The 22,059-nt window shown below is 62.8% G+C and carries 15 protein-coding genes, 2 tRNA genes and 3 rRNA genes; 8 read left to right on the forward strand and 12 right to left on the reverse strand.

The genetic code is table 11. From position 1 onward, the window contains the following. Window positions 1–18: 18 nt before the first annotated feature. The 7 genes from rrf to AC1DIX_RS08605 form a co-directional block, all read right to left on the reverse strand. Window positions 19–131 (reverse strand): 5S ribosomal RNA (gene rrf / locus AC1DIX_RS08575). 123 nt (window positions 132–254) lie between these two features. Beyond that, a 23S ribosomal RNA gene (locus tag AC1DIX_RS08580) occupies window positions 255–3,130 on the reverse strand. Between the two features lie 110 nt (window positions 3,131–3,240). Beyond that, window positions 3,241–3,316, reverse strand: a tRNA-Ala gene (locus AC1DIX_RS08585). Window positions 3,317–3,326: 10 nt separating this feature from the next. Beyond that, a tRNA-Ile gene (locus AC1DIX_RS08590) sits at window positions 3,327–3,403 on the reverse strand. Between the two features lie 81 nt (window positions 3,404–3,484). Continuing rightward, a 16S ribosomal RNA gene (locus tag AC1DIX_RS08595) occupies window positions 3,485–5,013 on the reverse strand. The 16S, 23S and 5S rRNA genes sit together here with 2 tRNA genes alongside, the layout of an rRNA operon. Before the next feature lie 389 nt (window positions 5,014–5,402). Beyond that, window positions 5,403–5,972: a hypothetical protein gene (locus tag AC1DIX_RS08600; RefSeq protein WP_477323562.1), complete on the reverse strand. Its 570-nt coding sequence runs from the start codon at window positions 5,970–5,972 to the stop codon at window positions 5,403–5,405. A gap of 22 nt (window positions 5,973–5,994) precedes the next feature. Beyond that, on the reverse strand, window positions 5,995–7,674 hold the full coding sequence (locus AC1DIX_RS08605; RefSeq protein ID WP_477323564.1) for an AMP-binding protein: 1,680 nt from the start codon (window positions 7,672–7,674) through the stop codon (window positions 5,995–5,997). A gap of 77 nt (window positions 7,675–7,751) precedes the next feature. Between AC1DIX_RS08605 and AC1DIX_RS08610 the strand changes: the two genes are divergently transcribed. Continuing rightward, window positions 7,752–8,552, forward strand: coding sequence for an alpha/beta fold hydrolase (locus tag AC1DIX_RS08610; RefSeq protein ID WP_477323566.1), 801 nt, complete (start codon window positions 7,752–7,754; stop codon window positions 8,550–8,552). Between the two features lie 15 nt (window positions 8,553–8,567). Here the strand turns inward: AC1DIX_RS08610 and AC1DIX_RS08615 are convergent, their stop codons facing one another. From AC1DIX_RS08615 to AC1DIX_RS08625, 3 genes are read right to left on the reverse strand one after another with little or no spacing between them, the layout of a single operon-like run. Then, window positions 8,568–9,926: an MBL fold metallo-hydrolase gene (locus AC1DIX_RS08615; RefSeq protein ID WP_477323568.1), complete on the reverse strand. Its 1,359-nt coding sequence runs from the start codon at window positions 9,924–9,926 to the stop codon at window positions 8,568–8,570. Window positions 9,927–9,944: 18 nt separating this feature from the next. Further along, window positions 9,945–10,172, reverse strand: coding sequence for a hypothetical protein (locus tag AC1DIX_RS08620; protein ID WP_442124354.1), 228 nt, complete (start codon window positions 10,170–10,172; stop codon window positions 9,945–9,947). Beyond that, entirely contained in the window at window positions 10,169–12,361 is a 2,193-nt protein-coding gene (locus AC1DIX_RS08625) for an OsmC domain/YcaO domain-containing protein (RefSeq protein ID WP_442124355.1), read from the reverse strand. The genes AC1DIX_RS08620 and AC1DIX_RS08625 overlap by 4 nt, the downstream gene beginning before the upstream one ends. A gap of 243 nt (window positions 12,362–12,604) precedes the next feature. Here AC1DIX_RS08625 and AC1DIX_RS08630 point away from each other — a divergent pair, with 243 nt between their 5' ends. Beyond that, window positions 12,605–13,630 carry a ferritin-like domain-containing protein gene (locus AC1DIX_RS08630; RefSeq protein WP_442124356.1) on the forward strand — a complete coding sequence of 342 codons (1,026 nt, stop codon included), beginning with the start codon at window positions 12,605–12,607 and terminating at the stop codon, window positions 13,628–13,630. A 45-nt stretch (window positions 13,631–13,675) separates the two neighbouring features. Here AC1DIX_RS08630 and hpnA read toward each other — a convergent pair whose 3' ends face one another. Further along, window positions 13,676–14,677 carry a hopanoid-associated sugar epimerase gene (gene hpnA / locus AC1DIX_RS08635; protein ID WP_477323571.1) on the reverse strand — a complete coding sequence of 334 codons (1,002 nt, stop codon included), beginning with the start codon at window positions 14,675–14,677 and terminating at the stop codon, window positions 13,676–13,678. An 86-nt stretch (window positions 14,678–14,763) separates the two neighbouring features. On the opposite strand from hpnA, the gene ispH reads away from it, so the two are divergent. From ispH to AC1DIX_RS08665, 6 genes are read left to right on the forward strand one after another with little or no spacing between them, the layout of a single operon-like run. Beyond that, window positions 14,764–15,696: a 4-hydroxy-3-methylbut-2-enyl diphosphate reductase gene (gene ispH, locus AC1DIX_RS08640; protein WP_442124358.1), complete on the forward strand. Its 933-nt coding sequence runs from the start codon at window positions 14,764–14,766 to the stop codon at window positions 15,694–15,696. An 18-nt stretch (window positions 15,697–15,714) separates the two neighbouring features. Next, a complete protein-coding gene (gene hpnH / locus AC1DIX_RS08645) occupies window positions 15,715–16,872 on the forward strand; it encodes an adenosyl-hopene transferase HpnH (protein ID WP_442124359.1) in 1,158 nt (385 codons plus the stop codon). A gap of 21 nt (window positions 16,873–16,893) precedes the next feature. After that, on the forward strand, window positions 16,894–18,066 hold the full coding sequence (hpnI, locus tag AC1DIX_RS08650) for a bacteriohopanetetrol glucosamine biosynthesis glycosyltransferase HpnI (RefSeq protein WP_477323573.1): 1,173 nt from the start codon (window positions 16,894–16,896) through the stop codon (window positions 18,064–18,066). Continuing rightward, entirely contained in the window at window positions 18,063–19,502 is a 1,440-nt protein-coding gene (gene hpnJ, locus AC1DIX_RS08655; protein WP_477323577.1) for a hopanoid biosynthesis associated radical SAM protein HpnJ, read from the forward strand. Before hpnI ends, hpnJ begins: the two co-directional genes overlap by 4 nt. Next, window positions 19,499–20,338, forward strand: coding sequence for a hopanoid biosynthesis-associated protein HpnK (gene hpnK / locus AC1DIX_RS08660; RefSeq protein ID WP_477323581.1), 840 nt, complete (start codon window positions 19,499–19,501; stop codon window positions 20,336–20,338). Before hpnJ ends, hpnK begins: the two co-directional genes overlap by 4 nt. Then, window positions 20,335–21,396, forward strand: coding sequence for a lysylphosphatidylglycerol synthase domain-containing protein (locus AC1DIX_RS08665; RefSeq protein ID WP_477323583.1), 1,062 nt, complete (start codon window positions 20,335–20,337; stop codon window positions 21,394–21,396). Before hpnK ends, AC1DIX_RS08665 begins: the two co-directional genes overlap by 4 nt. Here AC1DIX_RS08665 and AC1DIX_RS08670 read toward each other — a convergent pair. Further along, window positions 21,362–22,018, reverse strand: coding sequence for an MlaC/ttg2D family ABC transporter substrate-binding protein (locus tag AC1DIX_RS08670; protein ID WP_477323585.1), 657 nt, complete (start codon window positions 22,016–22,018; stop codon window positions 21,362–21,364). The two genes, AC1DIX_RS08665 and AC1DIX_RS08670, sit on opposite strands and share 35 nt — an antisense overlap. Window positions 22,019–22,059 lie beyond the last annotated feature (41 nt).

Raw genomic sequence — 22,059 nt, forward strand, 5'->3', positions numbered from 1 at the left:
GGCTTCTGCGAATAATTAGCCTGACGATAACCTACTTTCACACTGGTTGCAGCACTATCATCGGCGCAAAGTCGTTTCACGGTCCTGTTCGGGATGGGAAGGGGTGGTACCGACTTGCTATGGTCATCAGGCATGACTTGTACGCGTGTCGTCTCCTSRTGGAGGACGCTACGCTGAATCCGGAAGAAGTAGTTTTTTGATCTGTTGTGTCAACAAACGCTGTCATYGCACCCCAGCATGACTGCCAAGGTTATAGGGACAAGCCGTACGGGCAATTAGTATCGGTTAGCTTAATGCATTACTGCACTTCCACACCCGACCTATCAACGTCCTGGTCTCGAACGACCCTTCAAGGAGCTCAAGGCTCCGGGAAATCTCATCTCAAGGCGAGTTTCCCGCTTAGATGCTTTCAGCGGTTATCTCTTCCGAACTTAGCTACCCGGCAATGCCACTGGCGTGACAACCGGTACACCAGAGGTTCGTCCACTCCGGTCCTCTCGTACTAGGAGCAGCCCCCTTCAAATTTCCAACGCCCACGGCAGATAGGGACCAAACTGTCTCACGACGTTTTAAACCCAGCTCACGTACCACTTTAAATGGCGAACAGCCATACCCTTGGGACCGGCTACAGCCCCAGGATGTGATGAGCCGACATCGAGGTGCCAAACTCCCCCGTCGATATGAACTCTTGGGAGGAATCAGCCTGTTATCCCCAGAGTACCTTTTATCCGTTGAGCGATGGCCCTTCCATACAGAACCACCGGATCACTATGTCCTACTTTCGTACCTGCTCGACTTGTCGGTCTCGCAGTTAAGCACGCTTATGCCATTGCACTATTAGCACGATGTCCGACCGTACCTAGCGTACCTTCGAACTCCTCCGTTACACTTTAGGAGGAGACCGCCCCAGTCAAACTGCCTACCATGCACTGTCCCCGACCCGGATCACGGGCCAAGGTTAGAACCTCAAACAAACCAGGGTGGTATTTCAAGGATGGCTCCACGAGAACTGGCGTCCCCGCTTCAAAGCCTCCCACCTATCCTACACAGATTGGTTCAAAGTCCAATGCAAAGCTACAGTAAAGGTTCATGGGGTCTTTCCGTCTAGCCGCGGGTAGATTGCATCATCACAAACATTTCAACTTCGCTGAGTCTCGGGAGGAGACAGTGTGGCCATCGTTACGCCATTCGTGCAGGTCGGAACTTACCCGACAAGGAATTTCGCTACCTTAGGACCGTTATAGTTACGGCCGCCGTTTACTGGGACTTCAATCAAGAGCTTGCACCCCATCATTTAATCTTCCAGCACCGGGCAGGCGTCACACCCTATACGTCCACTTTCGTGTTTGCAGAGTGCTGTGTTTTTATTAAACAGTCGCAGCCACCAGTTTATTGCAACCCTTTCACCCTCATGGAGTAAACCAATCAAGCTACCGGGGCGTACCTTATCCCGAAGTTACGGTACCAATTTGCCGAGTTCCTTCTCCCGAGTTCTCTCAAGCGCCTTAGAATACTCATCTCGCCCACCTGTGTCGGTTTGCGGTACGGTCTCGTATGACTGAAGCTTAGAGGCTTTTCTTGGAACCACTTCCGATTGCTTCGCAGSATAAASCCGCTCGTCCCRRYCCCTTGGATTCTGTACCCGGATTTGCCTAAGYRCCTYCTATGAACCAGAAACTGACTATTCCAACAGTCAGACAACCTTCCGCGATCCGTCCCCCCATCGCATCATACGACGGTGCAGGAATATTAACCTGCTTCCCATCAGCTACGCATCTCTGCCTCGCCTTAGGGGCCGACTCACCCTGCTCCGATGAACGTTGAACAGGAAACCTTGGGCTTTCGGCGAGAGGGCTTTTCACCCTCTTTATCGCTACTCATGTCAGCATTCGCACTTCTGATACCTCCAGCATCCTTTACAAGACACCTTCGCAGGCTTACAGAACGCTCTCCTACCATATGTCAAAGACATATCCGCAGCTTCGGTGACTGGCTTAGCCCCGTTACATCTTCCGCGCAGGACGACTCGATCAGTGAGCTATTACGCTTTCTTTAAATGATGGCTGCTTCTAAGCCAACATCCTGACTGTTTTAGCCTTCCCACTTCGTTTTCCACTTAGCCAATCTTTGGGACCTTAGCTGGCGGTCTGGGTTGTTTCCCTCTTGACGCCGGACGTTAGCACCCGACGTCTGTCTCCCAAGCTCGCACTCACCGGTATTCGGAGTTTGCAATGGGTTGGTAAGTCGCAATGACCCCCTAGCCATAACAGTGCTCTACCCCCGGTGGTGATACTTGAGGCACTACCTAAATAGTTTTCGGAGAGAACCAGCTATTTCCAGGTTTGTTTAGCCTTTCACCCCTACCCACAGCTCATCCCCTAATTTTTCAACATTAGTGGGTTCGGACCTCCAGGGCGTGTTACCGCACCTTCATCCTGGCCATGGGTAGATCACCTGGTTTCGGGTCTACACCCAGCGACTGTCGCCCTGTTCGGACTCGATTTCTCTACGGCTCCCCGATCTGGTTAACCTCGCCACTGAATGTAAGTCGCTGACCCATTATACAAAAGGTACGCCGTCACCCCACRAAGAGGCTCCGACTGTTTGTATGCACACGGTTTCAGGATCTATTTCACTCCCCTCCCGGGGTTCTTTTCGCCTTTCCCTCACGGTACTGGTTCACTATCGGTCGATTACGAGTATTTAGCCTTGGAGGATGGTCCCCCCATCTTCAGACAGGATTTCTCGTGTCCCGCCCTACTTGTCGTACGCTTAGTACCACCGTYYGRATTTCGTGTACGGGGCTATCACCCGCTATGGCGCCTATTTCCAGAGGCTTCCACTATCCAGTCGACTATCACGTACAAGGCTCATCCCATTTCGCTCGCCACTACTTTGGGAATCTCGGTTGATTTCTTTTCCTGCAGCTACTTAGATGTTTCAGTTCGCCGCGTTCGCTTCACACACCTATGTATTCAGTGAGTGATGACCTAAAAGGCCGGGTTTCCCCATTCGGACATCTACGGATCAAAGCTCGTTTGCCAGCTCCCCGTAGCTTTTCGCAGGCTACAACGTCCTTCATCGCCTGTAATCGCCAAGGCATCCACCATGTGCACTTATTCACTTGTCCCTATAACGTTGGCCCCTGCATGAGTGTCAGGGAACGTCATAGGCAAATGACAGCTCGAGAACTACRCTTATCTAAAGCACTCAGCCTTACATAAATGCAGTGATGAAGAGTGGTGGAGGATGACGGGATCGAACCGACGACCCCCTGCTTGCAAAGCAGGTGCTCTCCCAGCTGAGCTAATCCCCCATACGTAACGTGGTAGGGCTGGTTGGACTCGAACCAACGACCCCCGCGTTATCAACACGGTGCTCTAACCAGCTGAGCTACAGCCCCGAAAACTCTTCTCGTTTAACTTTATAACAGCCGATAAGCGTGGACGCTTGATGCTGAGCTTTCGCTCTAGTGCCACTCTAGAAAGGAGGTGATCCAGCCGCACCTTCCGATACGGCTACCTTGTTACGACTTCACCCCAGTCACGAATCCTACCGTGGTAAGCGCCCTCCTTGCGGTTAAGCTACCTACTTCTGGTAAAACCCGCTCCCATGGTGTGACGGGCGGTGTGTACAAGACCCGGGAACGTATTCACCGCGACATGCTGATCCGCGATTACTAGCGATTCCAACTTCACGCAGTCGAGTTGCAGACTGCGATCCGGACTACGATACACTTTCTGGGATTAGCTCCCCCTCGCGGGTTGGCGGCCCTCTGTATGTACCATTGTATGACGTGTGAAGCCCTACCCATAAGGGCCATGAGGACTTGACGTCATCCCCACCTTCCTCCGGTTTGTCACCGGCAGTCTCATTAGAGTGCCCTTTCGTAGCAACTAATGACAAGGGTTGCGCTCGTTGCGGGACTTAACCCAACATCTCACGACACGAGCTGACGACAGCCATGCAGCACCTGTGTTCAGGCTCCCTTTCGGGCACTCCCGGATCTCTCCAGGATTCCTGACATGTCAAGGGTAGGTAAGGTTTTTCGCGTTGCATCGAATTAATCCACATCATCCACCGCTTGTGCGGGTCCCCGTCAATTCCTTTGAGTTTTAATCTTGCGACCGTACTCCCCAGGCGGTCTACTTCACGCGTTAGCTGCGTTACCAAGTCAATTAAGACCCGACAACTAGTAGACATCGTTTAGGGCGTGGACTACCAGGGTATCTAATCCTGTTTGCTCCCCACGCTTTCGTGCATGAGCGTCAGTCTTGACCCAGGGGGCTGCCTTCGCCATCGGTGTTCCTCCACATCTCTACGCATTTCACTGCTACACGTGGAATTCTACCCCCCTCTGCCAGACTCCAGCCTTGCAGTCTCCAACGCAATTCCCAGGTTGAGCCCGGGGATTTCACGTCAGACTTACAAAACCGCCTGCGCACGCTTTACGCCCAGTAATTCCGATTAACGCTTGCACCCTACGTATTACCGCGGCTGCTGGCACGTAGTTAGCCGGTGCTTATTCTTCAGGTACCGTCATTAGCCGAAGGTATTATCYYCRGCCGTTTCTTCCCTGACAAAAGAGCTTTACAACCCGAAGGCCTTCTTCACTCACGCGGCATTGCTGGATCAGGCTTGCGCCCATTGTCCAAAATTCCCCACTGCTGCCTCCCGTAGGAGTCTGGGCCGTGTCTCAGTCCCAGTGTGGCTGGTCGTCCTCTCAGACCAGCTACTGATCGTCGCCTTGGTRRGCCTTTACCYYACCAACTAGCTAATCAGACATCGGCCGCTCCAAAAGCATGAGGCCCGAAGGTCCCCCACTTTCTTCCGTAGAACGTATGCGGTATTAGCGTAACTTTCGCTACGTTATCCCCCACTTCTGGGTACGTTCCGATGTATTACTCACCCGTTCGCCACTCGCCGCCAGGTTRCCCCGCGCTGCCGTTCGACTTGCATGTGTAAAGCATGCCGCCAGCGTTCAATCTGAGCCAGGATCAAACTCTTCAGTTTAATCTCTGTTTGCGACACTTTCGTGTCATCCGCATTACTGCGGAGTCGCCCACTCAAAATACTGACCGTYACTCATTGCTGAGCAACGTTATACTTTTTGTGAACATTTGATAATTTAAGCATTCAGCAYCCCGAAGGATGCYGGCACTTCATCAAACGCCCACACTTATCGACTGTTGATTGTTAAAGATCGTATTCGGTACTGCCTTGCTGCATCCGGCGAATCGTTTTGTTCGTCAGCAGCAGAGRAGYGAGATTATGCAGTGTTTCGCTTAMCTCGTCAACTCATCCTTTTCTGCAGTGTGCACTCGTTGTTGAATCTCGACGTGCGCTGCAGAAGCAGGAGGCGCACTATAGCAAACCGCACAAGGGTATGCAAGGGGCATAAACTACCCTGCTTTCGCAGCCAGGACGCGACGTAGCGCCGTGTCCGGATCCAGACCTGCCATCAGCAGATTGACGATCTCTTTCTTGTCCTCGGCCGAGACCCGGGCGCATGCCTCGCGATGCGAGCAGTAAAAGGCATACCAGGCGACGTCGGCCGGACGTTCCTTCCGCGGCTTAAATCGCTTCGGCACCGCGGCCCGTGCTGCCTCTGCGTATGCCGCCAGCGCCGCATCGACGCCCGTCCAGTCTTGCGCCGCCACGGCCTCCCTTTCGGTCTCCCATCCAGGGTCCATGGTCGCCCTGTCGACCGCCAGGCAAGCGAGGTTCGGATAGCCCTTCGCCTTGCAGAAGGACTCGACAAAGGCGAGCTTCATGCCGATCCCGACCGGCACTTCGCGGCCGAACATCGCATCCTTCGGATACATATTGCGCCCGAGCGTCAGCAAATCCTCGTGGGCGATCGGCTCTCCCCGCCCGGATTTCGCATGCTGCGCCAGGACTTTCACCAGCAGGGAACCGACTTCGATATCGGTCAGGGTGAGCTGAAAGGGGGTGTTTTTAGTGTCCGACATTTGCATTCCATGGTTCGATTGCTCAGCCGGCGAGGCCGAGCTCGGTAGCAATCTGGTCCCGCAAGACGTACTTCTGGATCTTGCCCGTCACCGTCATCGGGAAGGCAGACACGAAGCGGATATAGCGGGGTATCTTGTAATGGGCAATCTGGCCGCGGCAGAAATCCTGGATCTCTTCGGCGCTGGCCTCCTCCCCGGGGCGCAGGATAATGCAGGCGCATAGTTCCTCGCCGTATTTCTGGTCCGGCACGCCGACGCACTGCACATCCATGATTTTCGGATGGCGATACAGGAATTCCTCGATCTCACGCGGATAGATGTTCTCGCCGCCACGGATCACCATGTCCTTGGAGCGGCCCACGATAGCCGCGAAACCGTTCTCGTCGATGACGGCCAGGTCGCCCGTATGCAGCCAGCGCGCCGCATCGATGGTGTCGCGCGTCTTTTCCTCGTCGTCCCAGTAGCCCAGCATGACCGAATAGCCGCGGGTCAGCAGTTCGCCTTTCACGCCTCGGGGAACGATGCGGCCATTGGCGTCGACGATCTTGACTTCGAGGTGAGGATGGACGCGGCCGATGGTCGTGACCCGCAGCTCGACCGGATCGTCGACCGAACTCTGGAAGGACACGGGCGAGGTCTCCGTCATCCCGTAGGCAATCGTGATTTCGCCCATGTGCATGTGATTGATGACCCGGCTCATCACCTCGGCCGGGCACGGTGATCCCGCCATGATGCCGGTCCTTAGCGTCGACAAATCGTATTGCTTGAAGTCCGGATGATCGAGGATGGCGATGAACATGGTCGGGACGCCATGCAGGCCGGTACAGCGTTCCGCCTGCACCGTTTCCAATACCGCTTTCGGATCGAAGCTATCGCCGGGGAATACCATGGCCGCGCCATGCGTGACGCAGGCGAGATTTCCAAGCACCATGCCGAAACAGTGGTACAAGGGCACCGGAATACAAAGACGGTCGCGCATGCCCAGCTTCATCGCCTCGCCGATGAAGAAGCCATTGTTCAGGATGTTATGGTGGCTCAGCGTTGCGCCTTTCGGCGCTCCTGTCGTGCCGGAGGTGAACTGGATATTGACCGGGTCGTCGAACTGCACCTCGCTCTGCACCTTCGACAACAATGCCAGCGCCTCGGCGCCGGGCGGCGCCAGCAGCTCATCGAAATTGGCCATGCCGGGCGTCCGTTCGGTGCCGAGGCGCACGACGTGGCGCAGGTGGGGCAGYCGCAGCGACTGCAGCGCACCCGGTTTGCAATGTTGGATTTCCGGCGCAATCTCCTGCACCATGCCGATGTAATCGCTGGCTTTGAATGCGGGAGCCAGAATCAGGGCGCTACACCGCACCTTGTTGAGCACATATTCGAGCTCGGAGCGGCGATAGGCCGGATTGATGTTCACCATGATCAGGCCGGCGCGCGCGGTCGCGAACTGCACCAGCACCCATTCGGCGCAGTTCTGGGCCCAGATACCGACCCGGGCGCCGGGCTCCAGCCCGAGCCCGAGGAGACCGGCGGCCAGGCGTGTCACCCGCTCGTCGAATTCGCGGTAGGTCCAGCGGATATTCTGGTGGCGCACGATCAGCGCATCGTTATCGCCGAAACGCGCGGCGATCGATGCGAGATGAACCCCGATCGATTCCCCGATCAGCGGGACCTCATGTGCGCCGTGCACGTAGCTCAAGCTTTGCTGCATGGTAGTCTCCTCGTAGTCAACCCGGCTATATTCTATTGCGAGATGGCGCCCCCGGTCCCTTATGCTATCGTTTTGCGATGAACAAGCCCGCAATCTCCCCTCCCCCGCACCGGGACGTCTGGATCGCCCACCCGCAAGGCCGCACCTTCACCCGCATCTGGAACGGTGCCGCCGATAAGGCACCGATCGTGCTTTTCCATGATTCGCTGGGTTGCGTGGAACTGTGGCGGGATTTTCCCGCGAGGCTGGCCACCGCCACCGGCCGCAGCGTGATTGCCTATGACAGGCTGGGATTCGGCCGTTCCGGCCCCAGGCAGGATAAATTGCAACTGGATTTCGTGGCCGATGAGGCCGAACGCTTCTTCCCGCTGATCCGCGAACGGCTCGGCCTGCAGCGCTTCGTCGCCTTGGGCCACAGCGTGGGCGGCGGCATGGCGGTCCATTGCGCCGCCCGCTACGCGAACGACTGCAGCGCGCTGATCACCGTCGCGGCCCAGGCGTATGCCGCCGACGAAACCCGGCAAGGCATTCGGATCGCGAAGGAAGAATTTAAAAACGCGGACCAGTTCGAGCGCTTGAGCAGGTATCACGGAGAGAAAGCCAAATGGGTGCTGGACGCCTGGACCGGCACCTGGCTCGATCCCGCGTTCGGAGGCTGGTCGCTCGCCGACGTCCTGCCGATGGTGACCAGCCCGGTGCTGGCCATCCATGGCGTACGCGACGAATACGGCTCGGCGCGTCATCCCGCGATGATTGCGCAGCGTTGCGGCGGGCCGTCGCGCATCGTGATGATGCAGGATACCGGCCATGTGCCGCACCGGGAGCGGCCGGATGAACTCGCCGCGCTGGTCGCCGGGTTCATCGTCCAGGCGGATTGAGGCCGGCGCCGCCCGTCAGGACGAGGAAGCTTCCAGCAGCCTGCGCAACTGGGCCGCCTGGTAAGCGCCGAAGGTGGCGCTGAAAAGGCAGCGGATCAGCGGGTCGTCGACCACATCGGCATCCGCCAGTTCGCGTTCGGTTTCGGCGTCGAACACGGTATCGTTGATGCGCATGTACATCGACGTCAGGGACTCGCCGAGTTCGAGTGCCGCATAGAGCTTCGCTGCAGGAATGTCGGTGGTCCAGGCCAGCGGTGCGGCGTCCTCGTCGAGACAGGCGCCGCCGTCGGCCTCGAGCCGGTAGCGCAAGCGCGTCGCCGCGCCCGTGTGGTCGTAGATCGACAGCTGCCAGACGCGGGGGCTGTCGAAATAGCCGGATGCGGCCTCGACTTCGGCGTATTTCACGGGCAGGGTGGTGCGGCAGTATTCCATGACGCGCGCGTACTGGGCCTCCGTCAGGGGCGCAAAATGGCGCGCGATATCGGCCGTCGACGGCGGCGTCGCATTGCCCTCGTAGACGTAATCGACATCCTGGCAGCCGACCGGAATCACCCAGCCCAGCGGCGCCGCCGGCTGCAGCGACGTGGCATCGAGCCGCACCGACATCCCGGGATCGAGCCTCACCACCTGCGCCTTCGGGAGCGTCGCCGCCACCTCCCGTCCGAACCGTGCATACGAAATCGGAAAGAACGCCCGGTTGTACCACGACCACGGTTCCTGCAAAAACTGGCAGGAGCTCGGCACGACATAGCGCGGATTCAGGGCCTTCAGTTGGGGCAACCACTCTTCCGGCAGGGCTGGCGGCGCCGCAACGGCACGTGAGGGCGCCAGCACTTCGAGTTCGCGCATGGTCTGGAACGGCCACAACACCATGTCCCAGGGCCCCTCCCCGACCAGTTTGGCGAGCGTGTCCTCGTCGATCCAGGAATCGACGACGTTGAGGAGGTTCAGCCCGGCCGCCTTCACCTGGAACATCGAGTCGACGTCGGCATCCATCGCCTCACGCGGCACCACCTCGAAGGCGCCCACCTCGACCGGCTCGTTCAGGCGCAAGGAATGCACCCGTTCGAAGCCGAGCTGGCTCACCATGTCGAACAATTCCTCGAAGATGCAGTAGATGTACAGCGGCGTCGCGCGGTCCAGCAGGTCGAGGCTCTCCAGCGAGCAGTGGTCGTCGTGAAAGTGTGAGATGAATACGGCGTCGAAACGCAGGCGCCGGATCTGCTGCTGGTCGAAGCGGACGTCGGGAAAGGCGTGGCAGTTGCGGCTGAACGGATTCTCGAAGATCGTATCGAATGCGATGCGGGTGCCCCCGCATTCGACCACGTAGCCGGCGTGAAGGATGCGCGAGATCGTCAGCGATGAAGTCGACATGCTTGCCTGACGCCCCTCTCAGTCCAGGCGCTTGAGGCGCTGGCCGAGAATGCCCCATTTGCACTCGACACCGTCGACGCTGCCGCACAGGGCCCAGCCGGTACCGATCTTTTCCACGGTGACGGGGCTTTCGATTTCCCGGGCCAGCTTTTCGGCCCACATGCTGGCGGCGCCGCGGCCTTTGAAGAGTTCCTTGCCTTCGTAGATCACGGTGGCGTCGAATACGGGAGTAGCGAAGATGGTCATTTGCTGTTGGCCCTTGCCTTGTGCAGTTTCTTGTAGCTGTCCATCAGGCGTTGATGCCTGTCGAGACCTTCGAGTTTCATGCTCGTCGGGCTCAAGCCGAAGAACCGGACGCTGCCGTCCACCGAACCCAGCACCGCGTCCATGCGCGGATTGCCGTACATGCGGCGGAAATTGACCACGTAATCGTCCAGTTCCAGCTCGTCGTCGAGCACCACTTCCAGCACCGCATTCAGGGCCTGGTAGAACAGGCGGCGTTCGACGGTATTGTCGTTGTACTGCAGGAAGGCGCCCACCAGTTCCTGGGCTTCTTCAAACTGCTTCAAGGCGAGATTGATCAGCAGCCTCAGTTCCAGCACGGTCAGCTGTCCCCAGTCCGTGTTTTCGTCGAATTCGATGCCGATCAGGGTGGCGATGTCGGAATACTCGTCCAGCTCGTTGTTCTCGAGACGCTCCAGCAATGCGGCCAGGGCATCGTCGCCGAGGCGGTGCAGGTTCAGGATATCTTCACGGAACAGCAGCGACTTGTTGGTGTTGTCCCAGACCAGATCCTCGACCGGATAGATTTCCGAGTAGCCGGGCACCAGGATGCGGCAGGCGGTGGCGCCCAGCTCGTCATACACGGCCATATAGACCTCCTTGCCCATGTCTTCGAGAATGCCGAGCAGGGTGGCTGCTTCGTCCGCATTCGAATTGCTGCCCTCGCCCGAGAAATCCCACTCGACGAAATCGTATTCGGATCTGGCGCTGAAGAAGCGCCACGACACCACGCCGCTCGAATCGATGAAGTGCTCGACGAAGTTGTAGGGCTCGGTCACGGCTTCGCTGGCAAAGGTCGGCGGCGGCAGATCGTTCAAACCTTCGAAACTACGGCCTTGCAGCAATTCCGTCAGGCTGCGCTCGAGCGCCACCTCGAAGCTCGGATGCGCGCCGAAGGAAGCAAACACGCCGCCAGTACGCGGATTCATCAGGGTGACGCACATGACCGGATACTGTCCGCCCAGCGAGGCATCCTTGACCAGCACCGGAAAGCCCTGCTCTTCCAGGCCCTGGATCCCGGCCACGATGCCGGGGTATTTCGCCAATACTTCCTGCGGCACATCGGGCAAGGCGATTTCGCCTTCGATGATTTCGCGCTTGACCGCCCGTTCGAAAATCTCGGACAGGCACTGCACCTGGGCTTCGGCCAGCGTATTACCGGCGCTCATGCCATTGCTGGCGTAGAGGTTTTCGATCAGGTTGGACGGAAAATACACGGTCTCGCCATCCGACTGCCGCACATACGGCAGGGAGACAATGCCGCGCTCGACGTTGCCGGAGTTGGTGTCGTACAGGTGGGAGCCGCGCAGTTCGCCCTCGGGATCGTAAATGCCCAGGCAATACTCGTCCAGGATCTCGGGCGGCAGCGCATCGTCGGCGCCGGGCTTGAACCAGCGCTCGTCCGGATAATGCACGAAGGGGGCGTTGGCGATTTCCTCGCCCCAGTAGGCGCCGGCATAGAAGTGGTTGTTGCTCAGGCGTTCGATGTACTCGCCCAGGGCCGAGGCCAGTGCGCTTTCCTTGGTCGCGCCCTTGCCATTGGTGAAACACATCGGCGAATGCGCATCGCGGATATGCAGCGACCAGACATTCGGCACGATATTGCGCCAGGACGCGATTTCGATCTTGATGCCCAGTCCCGCCAGCAGGCCCGACATATTGGCGATGGTCTGCTCCAGCGGCAGATCCTTGCCCGGGATATAGGTGCTCGATTCGGCCGACGACTGCACGGTCAGCAGGGCTTGCGCATCGGCGTCCAGGTTCTCGACTTCCTCGATCACGAATTCGGGACCGGTCTGCACCACTTTCTTCACGGTGCAGCGGTCGATCGAACGCAGGATGCCCTGGCGGTCCTTTTCGGAGATATCCGGCGGCAGCTCGACCTGGATCTTGAAGATCTGCTGGTAGCGGTTTTCCGGATCGACGATATTGTTCTGCGAAAGACGGATGTTTTCGGTCGGGATGTTGCGGGTGTTGCAGTACAACTTCACGAAGTAAGCCGCACACAGGGCCGACGAGGCCAGGAAGTAGTCGAAGGGGCCAGGCGCCGAGCCGTCGCCCTTGTAGCGGATCGGCTGGTCGGCGATCACCGTGAAGTCATCGAACTTGGCCTCGAGGCGCAGCTTGTCGAGAAAGTTGACTTTAATTTCCATGGAAGGAGTCCAAATTTTGTGCTCAAAGTGCAAAAAACAGAGCCCTGTCGAACAGGGCTCCATGAGTCTAGATACTGCCTGAAGTAAAACTTCGGTCGCCTATTATATTTCGGAACAGGCTCCAGGACGATGCTTCGGCAAAGCACGATGTCCGTTCGGGACGACACGGAGTTTGCGTGTGCCGTCGCCAAAGACACCCGTGTATGATCGTTCGCACGGATAGGCGGCCTGCGGGGGAATCGCATGGGCAAGTATTTGTACGATGATTTCGATATCGAGCGACTCGTGCCCGGCTTCTGTCCGCCGCCACAGGATACGTCGCGCGCCGACCGTGCGGCGCTCGACGCCGCGGATGCAGGCATGCGGCGCTGGGTCAGCCAGGCTGCGGGTCCGCTGGTGCCGGGAACCGACCTGCACCGGACCGAGACCTGCCGCATGTTCCGCGACACCTTCAATCCTTACCGGCCCGCGGTGCTCGACTGGCCGGCGCTCGACCCGGCTGCGTTGGCGCGCATCGTCGCGCTGCCGATCTGGGATATCGCGGTCCAGACCGAAGGCAAGGCGCGCCTGCGCATGGCCGCCTACGCCGGCACCGTCTCGAACCCGGACATCCGCTGTGCGCTCGCCCTCAATGCCTGGGAGGAAAACCGGCACAAGGAAGTCCTGTCGCGCATGGTCGAAGCTTACGGCATCCAACTGGCGCCCGTGGCCCCCTATGCCTTGCCCGGCGACACGGAGTGGGCCTACCTGGTCACCGGCTACAGCGAATGCATCGACAGTTTCTTTGCCTTCGGCCTGTTCGAAGTGGCGCGCCGCTCGGGCCTGTTCCCCTGCGAACTGGTGGAAACCTTCGAGCCCGTCATGCAGGAGGAATGCCGCCACATCCTGTTGTTTGCCAACTGGCTGGCCTGGCACCGGGCCCATCTCGGCTTCTGGCGGCGCCTGCGTTTCGAGGCCAGGGTCGCCCGGGCCTGGGCCTTCCTTGCCTGGGAGCGCATCGGTCTGGCACGCGCCATCGATGGCGACGGCGACGCGGCCGCGCCGGACAACAACTTCACGCTGAACGGCGCGCAAGCCGTGGCGGCCGAGGCGCCGACGCTGCGCGAGTTGCTGGCGCTATGCCTGCAAGAGAACGAACGGCGCTTTGCCGGCTACGACCAGCGTCTGCAGCGGCCGCTTACGGTGCCGCGCATGGTCCGCCTGGCTCTACGGCTGCTGCCCCGCGGCAAAACTAGCGCCCCCGCCCGGCGCGCCGAAGGGCCGAACTGAGAACCAGCGATGCCAGCGTCGATATCCCCCTTGCCGGCCGGCATCCTACCCCAGGTAGCCGGCGCCTTCGAACCAGGCGAGCGCCGCGCGCAGCGCCTCCGCGTGGGCGCGCGGCCGGTATCCCAGCTCGCGCTCGGCCTTGGCGGAGGTAAAGAACATCCGGTTGCGCGACATGCGCAGGCCGTCCACGGTCAGGAAGGGCTCGCGCCCGTTCAGGCGGGCAATGCCCTCGGCCGCATGGGCCAGCGGAATCAGAGGCGCCACCGGCAGCCTGACCCGGGGCGGACGGCGTCCCGTCAGGGTCGCGATCTCGCCGAGCAGCTCGCGCAGCATGAGGTTGCTGCCACCCAGGATGTAGCGCTGGCCGATACGTCCGCGCGCGAGTGCCAGCAGGTGGCCCTGCGCCACATCTTCCACGTCGACGAGGTTCAGGCCGGTCTCGACGTAGGCTGGCATGCGTCCGCGCGCCGCTTCGACGATGATCCGTCCGGTCGGCGTCGGCCGCAGGTCGCGCGCGCCGATCGGCGTGGACGGATTGACGATCACGGCCGGCAGGCCTTCCTCGGCCACCATCCGTTCGACCAGGCGCTCGGCCAGGATCTTGCTGCGCTTGTAGGCGCCGATCGCCTGCTCGGGCGCCGCCGGCTCGTCCTCGCAGGCCGCCACGGTGTCCGGTCCGACGCGCAGGGTGGCGACGCTGCTCGTGTAGACCAGGCGCCCGACGCCGGCGGCCAGCGCCGCCCGCATGACGGCAGCCGTCCCCTGGACGTTGTTGCGCACGATCTCGTCGGGATCGCGCGCCCACAGGCGATAGTCGGCCGCCACGTGCAGCAGGCAGGAAACGCCGTCCAGCGCACGCTCGACGGCGGCCTGGTCCCTGACGTCGCCGACCGCGAGCTCCGCATCGAGCCCATCGAGGTTGGCACGCGGACTGCTTGCACGCACCAGCAGGCGTACCGGGTGGCCTTGCGCGAGGGCCGCGCGCGCCACGGCGGAACCGATGAAGCCGGCCGCGCCGGTGATCAAGATCCTTTCCTGTCCAGCCATCGGCACCTCCACGCGGCGCCCGAAGCCGGCGTCCGTGAGCCGATTGTAATCAAAACATCGCTTAACCGCCTTCATGGAGAGCGCCCATGCGAGTCATTCTTGCCCAACCGCGCGGATTCTGCGCCGGCGTCGTCCGCGCCATCGAGATCGTCCAGCGCGCGCTCGACCGGCATGGCGCGCCGGTATATGTGCGCCACGAGATCGTCCATAACAAGACCGTGGTCGACGGCCTGCGGGACAAGGGCGCCGTGTTCGTCGACGAACTCGAGCAGGTGCCGCCGGGCGCCGTGACCGTCTTCAGCGCCCACGGCGTGGCGCGCAAGGTCGAGGCGGACGGACAGGCGCGCGGCCTGCACGTGCTGGACGCCACCTGTCCGCTGGTGACCAAGGTCCACATCCAGGGCCGCCAGTACGTGGCCGGCGGCCGCACCGTGATCCTGATCGGCCACGCCGGCCATGCGGAGGTCGAGGGCACGATGGGCCAGATCGACGGCCCGGTCTTGCTGGTCCAGAACGAGCGGGAAGCAGAGGCGCTCGAGCTGCCGGCCGACACGCCGCTGGCCTACATCACCCAGACCACGCTGAGCGTCGACGACACCCGCGGCGTGATCGCGGCGCTGCAGCGGCGCTTCAGCGACATCGTCGGGCCGGAAGTGCGGGACATCTGCTACGCGACCCAGAATCGCCAGCGCGCCGTGCGCGAACTGGCCAGGCAGGTCGATGTGCTGCTGGTGGTCGGCGCCGCCAACAGTTCGAATTCGAACCGGCTGCGCGAACTCGGTGCCGAATGCGGGATCCCGAGCTACCTGCTGGCCGACGGCAGCGAGCTCGATCCCGCGTGGGTGGCGAGCGCCGCCACGGTGGGCATCACGGCCGGCGCCTCGGCGCCCGAAGCGATGGTCGAGGATGTCATCGACACCCTGCGGCGCCTGGGTCCGGTCGAAGTCGCGACCATGGACGGCCCGGTGGAACGCGTGGAGTTCCGCCTGCCTGCCGAACTGGCGGACTGCACCGCCTGAACGCCTAACGGAGGTTTCATGGCAATTCCCCTTCTCCAGAAAACCCTGGTCGGCGCCTACGTGCTGCGCAAGCACCTCGCCGGCCAGAAGCGCTATCCGCTCGCGCTGATGCTCGAGCCCTTGTTCCGCTGCAACCTGGCCTGCTCGGGCTGCGGCAAGATCGATTATCCGGACGAGATCCTGGACCAGCGGCTGTCGCTCGAGGATTGCCTCGGCGCGGTGGACGAGTGCGGCGCCCCGGTGGTGTCGATCGCCGGCGGCGAACCCTTGCTGCACAGGGACATGCCCGCCATCGCCGCCGGCATCGTTGCGCGCCGCAAGTTCGTCTACCTGTGCACCAACGCGCTGCTGATGGAAAAGAAGCTGGACCAGTACCGGCCCAGTCCCTTCTTCGTCTGGTCGGTACACCTCGACGGCGACGAAGAGACCCACGACCGCGCGGTGAGCCAGCGCGGCGTGTACAAGCGCGCGGTGGCCGCGATCCGGCGCGCCAAGCAGGCAGGCTTCCGCGTCAACATCAACTGCACGCTCTTCAACGATGCCGAGCCCGAACGGGTGGCCGCGTTTTTCGACGCGGTCGGGGAACTCGGCGTGGACGGCATCACCGTCTCGCCAGGCTATGCCTACGAGCGCGCCCCCGAGCAGCAGCACTTCCTGAACCGCAACGCGACCCGGCAACTGTTCCGCGACATCCTGGCACGTGGCGAAGGCGGCCGGCGCTGGCCTTTCAGCCAGTCCAGCCTCTTCCTCGACTTCCTGGCCGGGAACCAGACCTATCACTGCACCCCCTGGGGGAACCCGGCGCGTACCGTGTTCGGCTGGCAGCGGCCCTGCTACCTGCTGGGGGAAGGCTATGCGCCCACCTTCAAGGCACTGATGGAAGAGACCGACTGGGATGCCTACGGCACCGGCCGCTACGAGAAATGCGCCAACTGCATGGTGCACAGCGGCTACGAGGCCAGCGCGGTGGCCGACACCTTCGTCCACCCGCTGAGCGCCGCGCGGGTCGCCCTGAAGGGCGTGGCCACGAGCGGCCCGATGGCGCCGGACATCGCACTCGAAGGCCAGCGGCCCGCCCAGTACGTCCATGCGCGGCACGTCGCCATCAAGCTCGAGGAGATCCGCGGGCGCAAGGCGGCACAGGCGCCTGCGGCCGGCACGGCCGGGCCGGCCTGACATGCGCGGGAGCGCCATCCGATGCTACTCTTGAGCGCCGTCGCCGGTTCACTCCTCATCGTGCTCGCCACGCTGTATGCGCTGGCGGCGCTGCTGTGCCGTCCCCGTACATGGCCGCGCGCGCGGGCCGGCGCCCCCGTGGCGCGGGTTCCCGTGAGCGTGCTGAAGCCGCTGTGCGGCGCCGAGCCCCGGCTCGAACAGAATCTCGCCACGCTCTGCACGCAAAGCCACCCCTGCTTCCAGGTCGTGTTCGGCGTGCGGGCGCCCGACGACCCGGCCATTGCCGTGGTCGAGCGCATCCGGCTGCGTTATCCCGCACTCGATATGGCACTGGTGATCGACTCGCGGGTGCACGGCAGCAACCTCAAGGTCAGCAACCTGATCAACATGGCACCGCAGGCCCGCCATCCCTGGCTGGTGCTGGCGGACAGCGACGTCGCCGTCGAGCCCGACTATCTGGAGCGCGTCACCGCGCCGCTGGCCGACCCGCGGGTCGGCATCGTCACCTGCCTCTACCGTGGCCGGGCGACCGGCGGCTTCTGGAGCCGCCTGGGCGCGCTCTTCATCGACACCTGGTTCGCCCCCTCGGTCGCCGTGGCGAGCCGCGGCGGCAGCAGCGATTTCGGCTTTGGCGCCACCATCGCCCTGCGCACCGAGGTGCTGCGTGCCATCGGTGGCTTCGACGCCTTGAAGGACAGGCTGGCGGACGACTTCTGGCTCGGCGAACTGGCGCGCCGGCGCGGACTCGCGACGGCCCTCTCCGACGTGCGCGTGTCCACCGACGTCACGGAAGCGAGCCTGGGCGCGCTCTGGCGGCGCGAGCGGCGCTGGATGCAGACGATACGTTCGCTCAATCCGCCCGGCTATGCGTTCTGTTTCGTGACCATCACGCTGCCGATGCTCGCACTCGGCCTGTGGCTCTCACCCGGCGCCTGGAGCTGGGCCCTGGCTTCGGTCGGCCTGTGCGCACGCCTGGGCCTGCAAGCGCGCACGGCGCCGGGCGCCGGAAACTTTTGCATGGCGCCGCTGCGCGACTGCCTGCTGCTGCTGGAATGGCTGAGCGCGTTCATCGGCGCCACCGCACAATGGCGCGATCACCTGCTGTGTGTCGACCGACGCGACCGCCGCGAGCGCGGCGCCGGCGCACCGCCATCCTCCCTCGACAAACCCGAACCCGGACGGAGCCCCCGATGACCACGAACCCGCAGCGCAAAACGCTCTTCCTGCAAGTGCCGTCGTTCGACGGCTTCGACGGCGGCGCCGGTTCGCGCTACCAGGCCAAACGGGAAATCCGCTCCTTCTGGTACCCTACCTGGCTGGCCCAGCCGGCCGCCCTGGTACCTGGCAGCCGCCTGCTCGACGCGCCGGCGGATGGACTGACGGTCGAACAGACCCTGGACATCGCCTGCGGCTACGAGCTGGTGATCATCCACACCAGTACGCCCTCCTTCCCCAGCGATGCGCGCTTCGCCGAACTGCTCAAGGAGAACAGGCCGGCCATCCTGGTCGGCATGGTGGGCGCCAAGGTCGCCGTCGATCCAGGGCCATCGCTGGCGGCGAGTCCCGCGATCGACTTCGTGGCGCGCGAGGAATTCGACTACACCTGCCGCGACCTGGCCGCCGGCCTGCCCTTCGCGGAAGTCGACGGCATCAGCTGGCGCGACAGGGATGGGAGCATCCGACATAATCCGCCGCGCGCGATGATCGAGAACATGGACGAACTGCCCTTCGTCGCTCCAGTCTACAAGCGGGACTTGAATATCCGCAATTATTTCATCGGCTACCTGAACTATCCCTATGTCTCGCTGTACACCGGACGCGGCTGCCGCTCGCGCTGCACCTTCTGCCTGTGGCCGCAGACCGTCGGCGGGCATCGCTACCGGATCCGCTCGCCGGAAAGCGTGCTGGAGGAGGTACGCTGGATCAAGGAGAACATGCCGGAAGTGAAGGAGATCATGTTCGACGACGATACCTTCACCGATTTCCGCCCGCGCGCCGAGGAAATCGCGCGCGGCCTCGGCGCGCTCGGCGTCACCTGGTCGTGCAATGCCAAGGCCAACGTACCGTACTCCACCCTGAAGATCATGAAGGACAACGGCCTGCGCCTGCTGCTGGTGGGCTACGAATCCGGCGACGACCAGATCCTCCTGAACATCAAGAAGGGCCTGCGCACCGACATCGCGCGGCGTTTCGCCGCCGACTGCCGCGCCCTCGGCATCACCGTGCACGGCACCTTCATCCTCGGCCTGCCCGGCGAGACACGCGAGACGATCGAAAAATCGATCGCGTTTGCCAAGGAAATCAACCCGCACACGATCCAGGTGTCGCTGGCGGCGCCCTACCCCGGCACCCGGCTCTACGAGCAGGCGGTCGAGAACCAATGGATTCCGCCTAATCGGACCATCAACCTGGTCAACGAGAGCGGGGTACAACTGGCCGCGCTCAGCTATCCGCACCTGTCGAGCGAAGAGATGTACCACGGCGTGGAACGCTTCTACCGCAGCTTTTACTTCCGCCCCTCGAAGATCTGGGAGATCGTGCGCGAAATGATGAAGAGCTGGGAGATGACGAAGCGGCGCCTGCGCGAGGGCGTGGAATTCTTCCGTTTCCTGCGCGCGCATCAGGCATGAATGCCGCACCCGGCCCCGGCCTGATCATCACCGCCGACGATTTCGGCCTCCACGCCAGCGTCAACCAGGCGGTCGAGCGCGCGCATCGCGGCGGCGTCCTGTCCGCCGCAAGCCTGATGGTCGGCGCGGCTGCCGCAGGCGATGCGCTGGCGCGTGCGCGCGCCTGTCCCGCGCTGCGGGTCGGCCTGCACCTGGTGCTCGCCGATGGCGAACCCTGCCTGCCGCGCTGCCTGATCCCCGACCTCGTCGACGCCTCCGGCCGCTTCGGCTCGCGCATGGTGCGCGACGGCTTCCGCTTCTTCTTCCTGCCCCGGGTCCGGTCCCAGCTGGCGCTCGAGATCCGCGCCCAGTTCGAAGAATTCGCCGCCACCGGACTGGTGCTCGACCACCTCAATGCACACAAGCACTTCCACCTGCATCCGACCGTGCTGTCCCTGGTCCTGAAAATCGGCCCCGAATTCGGGCTGCGCGCGGTACGCCTGCCGCTCGAAGACGGCCTGCCGTTCTGGCTGAGGCCCTGGCTGCTCCTGCTGCGAGCCCGGCTGCGGGCGGCCGGCATCCGCCACAACGACTATATCGTCGGCCTTCGCCTGTCGGGACGTTTCGATGAAGAGGCACTCCTGGCTGCGCTGCGGGAACTGCCTGCTTCCGGCGTCGGCGAACTCTATCTGCACCCGGCCCTGGAGTCGGGCGCGGCGATCGCCGCTTCGATGACGGGCTACCGCCACGCGGACGAATACGGCGCACTGGTGTCGCCACGCGTCCGCCAGGCGCGCGACCGCCTGCGCGCACGCGGCTTCCGCTTCGGCGGCTTCGCCGACCTCGTGTGCGCATGAGGCGGCTGGTCATCGGCGCAGCGATCGCCGGGCTGGCGCTGCTGTGCGCGCTGGTCGCGTGGCAGGGCTGGCGGGACGTGCTGCGCGCCTTTGCCCATGCCGGCTGGCCGCTATTGCTGCTGGTACCCGTCCGCCTCGGCACGCTGGCGCTGGACGCCTGGGCCTGGCGAATTCTGCTCGAACCCTGGTTCTCCCTGCCGACCGGGCCAGGGCGCGACACCGCACCCGATGCTGCGCCGCCGCGTCCGCCCGGCCTCGCTTACCTGCTGTGGGTCGCTTCGGTACGCGAAGCCATCAACCGCCTGTTGCCCGCCGCCGGCGTCGGCGGCGAGCTGGCGGGGGTGCGCCTGGCGCGCCTGCGTGTTCCCGACACCGCCGGCGTCACCGCCAGCGTGATCGTCGAAGTGCTGATCACGATCGCCGTGCTGTACCTGTTCTGTGGCCTGGGCCTGGTGCTGATGGCGCATGTGGCCGCCGGCATGGGCCAGGTCTGGGTGATCGGGGCCAGCCTGCTGCTGTCGCTGCCGCTGCCGCTGCTGGCCTGGTGGCTGCTGCGCGGCGGCCAGGCCTTCCGGCGACTGGAGGCCCTGGCGCTGCGTCTGTCCGGCGACCGCATCGTGGCCCGCCTGGGCCTGGACGGCGCCGCCCTGGATGCCGCCGTCGCCCGGCTGTTCGGACAGCACGTCCTCCTGCTGCGCGCGCTGGGCTGGCAGCTGCTGTCCTATTTCGCGGGATGCTTCGAGACCTGGTATGCGCTGCGCCTGCTCGGCCATCCGGTGGACCTGCCGACGGCGCTCGCGATCGAGTCCCTGACCCAGGCGGCGCGCCATGCCGGCTTCATGGTGCCGGCCGGACTCGGTGTGCAGGAGGCGGCCACCATCCTGTTCGGCCACCTCGCCGGCGTGGGCGGCGACGTGTCCCTGTCGCTGGCCCTGGTCAAGCGCATGCGCGAAATCCTCATCGCCATTCCCGCACTGTTGTCGTGGCAATGGTTCGAAGCGGGCCGCTGGCGCCGGGAAAGCATCAAGGGGCCGCGTTGTGCGCCGCCAGGTAGCTGATCAGTCCATCGACGCCGCCCGCAGACAGCCGGGCTGCGAACTGGCGGCGGTAGACCTGGATCATCCAGGCGCCCATCATGTCGATGTCGTAGATCTTCCAGCCGGCGCCGGTCTTGCGCAGGCGATAGGCGATCGGCATGACTTCGCCACCGGTCACGACGCTGGTCTTGACCACCGCGTCGCTGGCGCCGGCCGGCAGCGGCGCCGGCTTCGCATAGCTGAAGCTCGAGTCCTGCTCGCGGATCTGGGTCAGCTGCAGCGCATAGGTGCGCGCCAGCAGGGTCTGGAACTGGGTGAACAGCGCCTCGCGCTGGGCCGGCGTCGCCGAGCCCCAGGCCGGACCGACCGCGTACTGGGTGGTCAACATGAAGTCGGTGGACGGCAAGAAAGTTTGCCTGACCACCTGATAAGTCCGCTCCGGATCGCCGGCGCGAGCGCCCGGGTCGCTGCGGATTGCCGCCATCACGCCCTCAATCGTGGATTTCACCACTTGCTCGGGCGAGCGGCTCGCCTGCGCCGATGCCCGAGAGTCCGGCTCGGCCTGCCCGGCATGGGCGCCAGGCAAGGCCGCCAGGCACAGCACGGCGATCGACAATAGCAAGGAGGGCCTCGAAAGCTTCATTCTGCGTCTCCCGATGAGTGGCCCGACGCGGGCCGCACCAG

The organism is Massilia sp. 05N420 (assembly GCF_056397205.1).